The sequence below is a fragment of the Micrococcus sp. HG099 genome (assembly GCF_024723355.1).
Lineage (GTDB): Bacteria > Actinomycetota > Actinomycetes > Actinomycetales > Micrococcaceae > Micrococcus > Micrococcus endophyticus.
This window is the reverse complement of the sequence record NZ_JANQCJ010000019.1, coordinates 21249-27743: the sequence shown is the minus strand read 5'-3', so window position 1 is coordinate 27743 and position 6495 is coordinate 21249. Positions and strand designations below refer to the sequence as shown.

7 protein-coding genes are annotated in these 6495 nt (G+C 72.8%); all 7 read left to right on the top strand.

Features of this window, described 5'->3' with window-relative positions; translation table 11 throughout:
* Nucleotides 1-614: helix-turn-helix domain-containing protein (locus NWP10_RS03255; RefSeq protein ID WP_258299882.1), on the top strand; the 614-nt coding region annotated here is incomplete at its 5' end.
* Nucleotides 615-748: 134 nt separating this feature from the next.
* Nucleotides 749-2164, top strand: a complete 1416-nt coding sequence (locus tag NWP10_RS03250; protein ID WP_258299881.1) for a GntP family permease — start codon at nucleotides 749-751, stop codon at nucleotides 2162-2164.
* A 107-nt stretch (nucleotides 2165-2271) separates the two neighbouring features.
* Entirely contained in the window at nucleotides 2272-3480 is a 1209-nt protein-coding gene (locus NWP10_RS03245; protein WP_258299880.1) for an acetyl-CoA C-acetyltransferase, read from the top strand.
* Nucleotides 3481-3567: 87 nt separating this feature from the next.
* Entirely contained in the window at nucleotides 3568-4326 is a 759-nt protein-coding gene (locus NWP10_RS03240; RefSeq protein WP_258299879.1) for a 3-hydroxybutyrate dehydrogenase, read from the top strand.
* 68 nt (nucleotides 4327-4394) lie between these two features.
* On the top strand, nucleotides 4395-5201 hold the full coding sequence (locus NWP10_RS03235) for a CoA transferase subunit A (RefSeq protein ID WP_258299878.1): 807 nt from the start codon (nucleotides 4395-4397) through the stop codon (nucleotides 5199-5201).
* Nucleotides 5201-5866 carry a CoA transferase subunit B gene (locus tag NWP10_RS03230; protein ID WP_258299877.1) on the top strand — a complete coding sequence of 222 codons (666 nt, stop codon included), beginning with the start codon at nucleotides 5201-5203 and terminating at the stop codon, nucleotides 5864-5866. Before NWP10_RS03235 ends, NWP10_RS03230 begins: the two co-directional genes overlap by 1 nt.
* 70 nt (nucleotides 5867-5936) lie before the next feature.
* Nucleotides 5937-6452, top strand: a complete 516-nt coding sequence (gene smpB, locus NWP10_RS03225) for an SsrA-binding protein SmpB (RefSeq protein ID WP_258299875.1) — start codon at nucleotides 5937-5939, stop codon at nucleotides 6450-6452.
* Nucleotides 6453-6495 lie beyond the last annotated feature (43 nt).

Sequence of the window (6495 nt, the reverse complement as noted above, 5' to 3'; positions counted from 1 at the left end):
ATGTGTATAAGGGCCCGCTGCACGCGTGGTCCCGGGAGCGGGGCCTGCGCCTGCTCACCGCCCCGCGCGGCCACGACGTGGTGGGCCTGGCGGTCCCCGAGATCGGCCCCGCCGCGTCCTGGCCCGGCCCGGCGGCCACCCGCGGCGAGGCGTGCCTCGCCGGGCACGTCACCGTGCTCGCGCTGGGGGAGCCCGCGCCGCTGGAGGCCCTGACGGACTCGTTCCGCGCCGCCGGCCAGGTGCTGGAGGCCGCCGAGGCCACCGGCCTGACCGGCGTCGTGGACCGGGAGCGCCTGGGCTGGCGGGCGGCCGTCACCGAGAGCCCGCAGACCACGGACCTGCTGGTGGCCCGGCACCTGGAGCCGCTGCGCGAGGCCGGGGACTTCGCCGCCCCGATCCTGGAGGCGCTCCAGGCCTACCTGGACCACGGGCTCTCCGCCTCGGCGGCGGCCGCGTCCATCCCGGTGCACGAGAACACGCTGCGCCACCGGCTACGGCGCTACCGGGACCTGACGGGCCACGACCCGCACGCGGCGGACACGATCGTGGAGCTGCGGTGGGTGCTCGCCGCCCGTCCGTTGTGGGATCCCACAACGGGGGACCGCCCGGATTGACGTTCCCACTGTGGCGCCCGCCACAGGCGGTGGGCCAGGCTGGAGGCCTCCCGAGGCGGCGCGCGGCGTCGTGACGGGAGCGTCATCCCGCCGTCCGCGGGCCCGCCCCCGGGCCCCCGTCCCGAAGGACCCCCATGCTCCTCGGAATCCTGGGCATCATCCTGTCCCTGGTCACCCTCATCACGCTCGCCTACCGCGGCATGCCGGTGATCCTCGCCGCCCCGATCGCCTCCGTGGTCGCCCTGCTGTTCTCGGGCGCGCCCATCCTCCCGGCGTACACCGAGGTGTTCATGCCGGCCATGGCGAACTATGTGGGCAGCTTCTTCCCGCTGTTCCTCACCGGCGCGATCTTCGGCCTGCTCATGACCGTCACGGGCTTCGCCGAGTCGATCGCCCGCACCGTCACCGGGTGGATCGGCACCCGCTCGGCGATCGCCGCCACGGTGATCACGTCCGCCCTCATGACCTACGGCGGCATCAGCTTGTTCGTGGTGGCGTTCGTGATCTACCCGATCGCCCGTGAGCTGTTCCGCGTGGGCGACATCCCGCGCCGCCTGATCCCCGGCACCATCGCCCTGGGCATCTTCACGTTCACCATGACCGCCCTGCCGGGCTCGCCGCAGGTGCAGAACATCATCCCCGGTCAGTTCTTCGACACCGGCCCGTACGCGGCACCGGTGGTCGGCACGGTCGGCGCCCTGATGATCTTCGGCCTCGGCATGGCCTGGCTCGAGACGCGGCGCCGTCGCCTCGTGGCGGCGGGGGAGTCCTTCTCGGACGCCCGCAACGACACCCCGGCCGGGCACGCCTCCGCCGGCGGCGGCATCGGCGTGGAGGCGCGCATGCAGCCGACCGGCCGCGTGCTGCCCTTCCTGCCGCTGCTCACCGTGATCGGCGTGAACTTCCTCTGCACGCTCGTGATCTTCCCGGCGATGGACTGGTCCTTCCTGCAGCAGGAGACCTACGGCGGCATCGCGTACTCCTCGCGCGCCGGCATCTGGGCCGTGACCACCGCCATCACCGTGGCGATCATGCTGATCATCGCGCTGCACCTCAAGCGCTTCGAAGACCTCAAGCAGGCCATGTACGAGGGCACCCGCCAGTCCATGCTGCCGATCTTCTCGGTGGGCTCGGAGGTCGGCTACGGCGCCGTCGTCGCCTCGGTGGCCGCGTTCGCGGTGATCCGCGACGGCGTCATGAACCTGGGCACGAACGCGCTCACGACCTCGGTGATCGCCACCTCGGCCACGGCCGGCATCACGGGCTCGTCCTCGGGCGGCATGACCATCGCCCTGAACGCGCTCGGCCCGCAGCTGCGCCAGATGGCCGAGGCCGAGGGCACGAGCCTGGAGATCATGCACCGCCTCACCGCGATGGCCGCCGGCGGCATCGATACGCTGCCGCACTCCGGCGCCGTCGTGACCCTGCTGATCGTCTGCGGCCTCACGCATCGCCAGTCCTACAAGGACGTGTTCGCCGTGACCCTGGCGATCCCGGTGCTCGTGGTGGCCGCCCTGGTCGCGGCCGTGTCCCTGATGGGCCTGGCCTGACCGGTGCGGGTCGCGCCCGGGGCCGGTGGCCCCGGGTGTGACCCGGACCATAGACTTCGACTGAGTGAATCGCCATGAACCGAATCCCGGATCCCAGGAGGACCCCCATGACCGCGCAGCTGCCCCAGCCCCAGCCCACCGACGCCGTGATCGTGGGCGGCGCCCGCACGCCGTTCACCCGCCTGCTCTCCCAGCAGGCCGGCAGCAGCGCCGTGGACCTGGGCGCGCACGCCATCCGCCACGCCCTCGAGCGCGCGGGCGTGGCCGGCGAGGACGTGGACATGGTCTACATGGGCCAGGTGGTCCAGGCCGGCGCCGGGCAGAACCCGGCCCGCCAGTCCGCCCTCGCCGCGGGCATCCCGTGGAGCGTGCCCGCCATGACGATCAACAAGGTGTGCCTCTCCGGCCTCACCGCCATGATCGACGCCGCCCGGCTCATCCGCCTGGGGGAGGCCTCCGTGGTGGTGGCCGGCGGCCAGGAGTCCATGACCAACGCGCCGCACCTGCTGCCCGGGGCCCGCAAGGGCTTCAAGTACGGCCCCTCCACCCTCCTGGACTCCGTGGCCTGGGATGGCCTGACAGACTCCCTGAGCCACGAGGCCATGGGCGAGCTGACCGAGTCCGGCAACGGGGAGCGCACCATCTCCCGCGAGCAGCAGGACGAGGTGGCGGCGTCCTCGCACCAGCGGGCCGCCCAGGCCCAGGCCGAGGGCGTGTTCGACGGCGAGATCGCCCCGGTCGAGATCCCGCAGCGCAAGGGCGAGCCGCTGGTCGTCTCCCAGGACGAGGGCGTACGCCCGGACACCACCGCGGAGTCCCTCGGCGGCCTGCGCCCGGCGTTCGCGAAGGACGGCACCATCACCGCCGGCAACTCCTCCCCGCTCTCCGACGGCGCGGCCGCGCTCGTGGTGACCTCCCGCGCGTACGCCGAGGAGAAGGGGCTGACGATCCTGGCGGCCGTGGGCGCCCCCGGCCAGACCGCCGGCCCGGACAGCTCCCAGCTGCACTCCCAGCCTTCGGACGCCATCAAGGCGGCCGTGGCCAAGCAGGGCTGGGAGGTGGCGGACCTCGACTTCATCGAGATCAACGAGGCCTTCGGCGCCGTGGCCGTGCAGTCCCTGCGCGACCTCGACTACCCGCTGGAGAAGACCAACGTCCACGGCGGCGCCATCGCCCTGGGCCACCCGATCGGCGCCTCGGGCGCCCGCCTGGCCCTGCACGCGGCCCTCGAGCTGGACCGCCGCGACGGCGGCCGCGCGGCCGTCTCCCTGTGCGGCGGCGGCGGACAGGGCGAGGCCCTGATCCTCTTCCGCTGACGTCCGCCGGCGTCCCGCCCCCGCGGGGCGCCGGCGGACCCTCCGCCTTCGACCCCCGACCCCACCCCTGACGAGGAGCACAGCACCATGGCAGGAACGACACTCAGCCTGGACGGCCGCCGCGCCGTCGTCACCGGCGGCGCCTCCGGCATCGGCGCCGCGATCGCCCGCGCGTTCGCGGGGGCCGGGGCCACGGTCACCGTGGCCGATCGCGACGAGGCCACCGCGCGCGCCGTGGCCGAGGAGGTCGGCGGCGACGTCTGGGCCGCCGACCTCTCCGACGTGGCCGCGCTCGAGGACCTGTCCCTGGACACGGACATCCTCGTGAACAACGCGGGCATCCAGCGCATCAACCCCGTGGAGGAGTTCGTCCCGGAGGACTGGCGCCTGATCCACCGCCTCATGCTCGAGGCCCCGTTCCTGCTCACCCGCGCCGTGCTGCCGGGCATGTACGAGCGCGGCTTCGGCCGGATCATCAACCTCTCCTCGGCGCACGGACTCGTGGCCTCCCCGTTCAAGAGCGCCTACGTGGCCGCCAAGCACGGCCTCCAGGGGCTGACCAAGGTGACGGCCCTCGAGGGCGGGCCCCACGGCGTCACCGCCAACTGCATCAACCCCGGCTACGTGCGCACCCCGCTCGTGGACAAGCAGGTGGCGGACCAGGCCGCCAGCCGGGGGATCTCGGAGGAGGAGGTCCTGGACCAGGTGTTCCTGGCCCACTCGGCCGTCAAGCGCCTGGCCGAGCCCGAGGAGGTGGCCACGCTCGCGGTGTGGCTCGCCTCCGACGCGGCGGCCGTGGCCACCGGCTCGTCCTACTCCCTCGACGGCGGCTGGGCCGCCACCTGAGCACCCCGCCGGCCCGCCCCGGGCCGGCGAGAGAACCTGACACCACCGAGACGAAGGGAGCCCCAGCGATGGCGCTCGACAAGACCGTGGCCACCCCGGCCGAGGCGGTGGCGGACGTGCCGGACGGCGCGTCCCTGGCCGTCGGCGGGTTCGGCCTCTCCGGCAACCCCATCCAGCTCATCGAGGCCCTCCTCGAGCAGGGCGCCGCGGACCTGTCCGTGGTCTCCAACAACTGCGGCGTGGACGGCTGGGGCCTGGGCATCCTGCTCGGGGCCGGCCGCATCCGCAAGATGACCTCCTCCTACGTGGGGGAGAACAAGGAGTTCGCCCGCCAGTACCTCGAGGGCGAGCTCGAGGTGGAGCTCGTCCCGCAGGGCACCCTGGCGGAGAAGCTGCGCGCCGGCGGCGCCGGCATCCCCGCGTTCTACACGCGCTCCGGCGTCGGGACCCAGGTGGCCGAGGGCGGCCTGCCCATGCGCTACGACGCCGAGGGCAACGTGGTGAAGTCCTCCGCCGCCAAGCCCACGGACACGTTCGTGCTCGGCGAGGGCTACGTGAGCCAGGCCCCCGCCGAGGAGCAGACCTACGTGCTCGAGCAGTCCATCGTCACGGACGTCTCCCTGGTGCACGCGTGGAAGGGCGACCGGCACGGCAACCTCGTGTTCCGCAAGGCCACCCGCCAGTTCGGCCCGCCCGCGGCCATGGCCGGACGGGTGTGCATCGCCCAGGTGGAGGAGCTCGTCGAGCCCGGGGAGATCGACCCGGACGAGGTGCACCTGCCCGGCGTGTTCGTCCACCGGATCGTGGAGGTCGGCACGGACATCGAGAAGCGGATCGAGAAGCGCACCGTCCGCGCGGCGGGGGAGGAGTCCTGATGAGCGAGCAGAGCACCGAGCGGCCCGAGGGCCTGAGCCGGGACCAGATGGCCGCCCGCGCGGCCCAGGAGCTGCCGGACGGCGCCTACGTCAACCTCGGCATCGGCATGCCCACCCTGATCCCCAATCACATCCCGGCCGGGCGCAGCGTGGTGCTGCAGTCCGAGAACGGCATCCTCGGCACCGGGCCGTACCCCGCCGAGGACGAGGTGGACCCGGACCTGATCAACGCGGGCAAGGAGACCGTCACCGTGAACCCCGGGGCGTCCTTCTTCGACTCCGCGCTGAGCTTCGGCATGATCCGCGGCGGCAAGATCGACGTCGCCGTCCTGGGCGGCATGGAGGTCTCCTCCGCCGGCGACCTCGCCAACTGGATGGTGCCCGGCAAGATGGTCAAGGGCATGGGCGGCGCCATGGACCTCGTGCACGGCGCCGGCCGCGTGATCGTGATGATGGACCACGTCTCCAAGGACGGCACCCCCAAGATCGTGGACCAGTGCACGCTGCCGCTGACCGGCCGCGCCGTGGTGGACCGCATCATCACGGACCTGGCCGTGATCGACGTCGTCGGCACCCCCGAGCAGCCGCGCCTGCGGCTCGTGGAGACCGCCCCCGGCGTCTCCGAGGAGCAGGTCCGCGACCTCACCGGCGCCGAGCTGGACTGACCCGGTAGAGTGGACGGCCGCGCCCGATTCCGGGCGCGGCCGTCTGCCGTGGCATGAGAGGAGCGAGACCATGGGCAAGAACAGCAAGGGCAAGGCCGTCAAGCAGCCGGCCCCGGGTGAGCGCCAGGTGATCGCCAACAACAAGAAGGCCCGGCACGACTACACGATCCTCGACGTCTACGAGGCCGGCCTCGTGCTGACGGGCACCGAGGTGAAGTCCCTGCGCGAGGGCAAGGCCTCCCTGGTGGACGGGTTCGCCGTGTTCTACCGGGACGAGCTGTGGCTCGAGCAGGTGTACATCCCGGAGTACCTCAACGGCTCCTGGACCAACCACGCCGCCCGCCGGCGACGCAAGCTGCTGCTGCACCGCGCCGAGCTCACCAAGATCTCCCGCCAGATCCAGGACCCGGGCCTGACCATCGTCCCGCTGTCCCTGTACTTCCTGAACGGGCGCGTGAAGGTGGAGATCGGCGTCGCCCGCGGCAACCGCGAGTACGACAAGCGCCACAAGCTGCGCGAGCAGCAGGACAACCGCGAGGCCCAGCGCGCCATGCGGATCCGCAACCGCCGCGCCGGCGTCGCCTGAGGCCCGCCCCCGCCCCCGCCCCGGAACAGGGTCTCCGCGGCCC